This window comes from Micromonospora sp. NPDC047620, from assembly GCF_043205005.1.
GTDB lineage: Bacteria > Actinomycetota > Actinomycetes > Mycobacteriales > Micromonosporaceae > Micromonospora.
The window spans coordinates 1-1,396 of the sequence record NZ_JBIDDG010000118.1; the positions used below are offsets into that span (position 1 = coordinate 1).

Below are 1,396 nucleotides of genomic sequence, written 5' to 3' on the forward strand. Positions count from 1 at the left end.
TGGACTGGCCGGCGTCTCGGGCAGCACCCTGGTCGTCAACCTGCCCGGCACGCGCGACGCCGTTCGCGACGGCATGGCCACGCTCGGTCCGCTGGTGAGCCGGGTCGTCGACGAACTGTCCGGATTGGCGGAATAATCGCGGTATGACCGACCGGCCGGCGGGGGCGCAGCGCCCGGACGATTCGCATTCCGCGGAACGCCCGGCGATGGGGCGCACCCGTTCGGCCGCCGAGTCCGCGCGCCTGGCGCGGATCTTCGGCGAGGCGCTGCCGCGCACCAGCAGCGACGAGCGCGCCCCCGACGGTGAGTTGCCCCGCTCCGGGGACGACTGGCTGCGCGCGCAGGTCCCGCCACATCACGGATAGTCGGACTCTGCGGTGTCTCGGATGTCGAGGCATGTCACTGTCCCCTGTCGGCAGCCGTGAATCTCGACGTTCATCGCGGCCGACCGCAAGAACCTGATGAGAGAAATATGAATACGAACGGTCGGGTCTGGGGTGCGCGCATCGCCGGCATCGGTGCCGTGGCGACCGCCGCGCTCGGCCTGTTCTCCACCGGCGCCGCCAATGCCGGCACCTTCGTCCCGCTGCCCGGCGGCGACCTGTCCAAGACGCTGTCCGACGGCACCGTCGTGCATGTCCGGCTGGACGGCGAATCCGCGACCATCGATCCGGCGATCGTTGTCCCGGCGGTGCACCGCACTGCCCGGGTCTCGGGTAACGCCCATGTCGAACTGTCCGGCGACACCACCGTCGTGGGCGGCAGCATCTACCCCGGGTACACCGTGGGCTGCCAGGTCGACATCTCCGGTGTCGGCGTCGACGGCGGTCCCGGCGCGAGCATGGATTGGAGCGACGGCGAGAACGCCAAGCCCGACGCCGGCGGAAATATCGGCGGCAACCTGATTCTCGCGCCGGGCCAGGCGAAGTCGTTCTATGTCCTCGACATCGAGGAGAAGGACGACGTCGCCCAGGATGTGCACAAGCCCCGCAACAAGTTCCGGGGTGACAGCGGTTCGGTGGCCTGGTCCGACGAAACCATCGGCCTGACCGGATGTGGCGGTGACGCGCAGGCGCGCGCATTCGTCAGCGTCGAGGTCGAGACCGACAACGTCATCTCATGGGTGACGCTGTGGGGCGAGCCGTTCAGCCTGGGCTGAGCTCGAGCCGGATACACCTGGCGGCCTGCGGATTCGATCTCAGAACTCGTGCCGGCCGCCGGCGCTCTTGCTGCCTTCCGAGAGCAGATCGCGGATCTCGACGAGCAGTGCGACCTCGGTCATCACCGCTTCCTTCTCGGTGCCGAATCGCTTCATCAGGCGGCCCGCCGGCAGGATCAGGATGAAGTACAAAATCGCCGCGATGAGAATGAAGTTGACCACGGCGGTGACGATCGG

The 1,396-nt window shown here is 68.1% G+C and carries 3 protein-coding genes; 2 read left to right on the forward strand and 1 reads right to left on the reverse strand.

The genetic code is table 11. The annotated features are described in order from the left end of the window. Positions 1-143 precede the first annotated feature (143 nt). Both ACGF5C_RS34585 and ACGF5C_RS34590 read left to right on the forward strand, forming a co-directional pair. The gene (locus ACGF5C_RS34585) at positions 144-365 is read left to right on the forward strand and encodes a hypothetical protein (RefSeq protein ID WP_393308604.1); all 222 of its coding nucleotides are present in this window, start codon (positions 144-146) and stop codon (positions 363-365) included. Positions 366-421: 56 nt separating this feature from the next. After that, complete coding sequence (locus ACGF5C_RS34590; RefSeq protein ID WP_393308606.1) at positions 422-1,159, forward strand: MspA family porin; 738 nt, start codon at positions 422-424, stop codon at positions 1,157-1,159. 39 nt (positions 1,160-1,198) lie between these two features. On the opposite strand, the gene ACGF5C_RS34595 is transcribed toward ACGF5C_RS34590, so the two are convergent. Then, positions 1,199-1,396: hypothetical protein (locus tag ACGF5C_RS34595; RefSeq protein WP_393308608.1), on the reverse strand; the 198-nt coding region annotated here is incomplete at its 5' end.

Bases quoted from the DNA above. Each gene is read 5' to 3' on its own strand.
- ACGF5C_RS34585 (WP_393308604.1), top strand. From the start codon at position 144: ATGACCGACCGGCCGGCGGGGGCGCAGCGCCCGGACGATTCGCATTCC.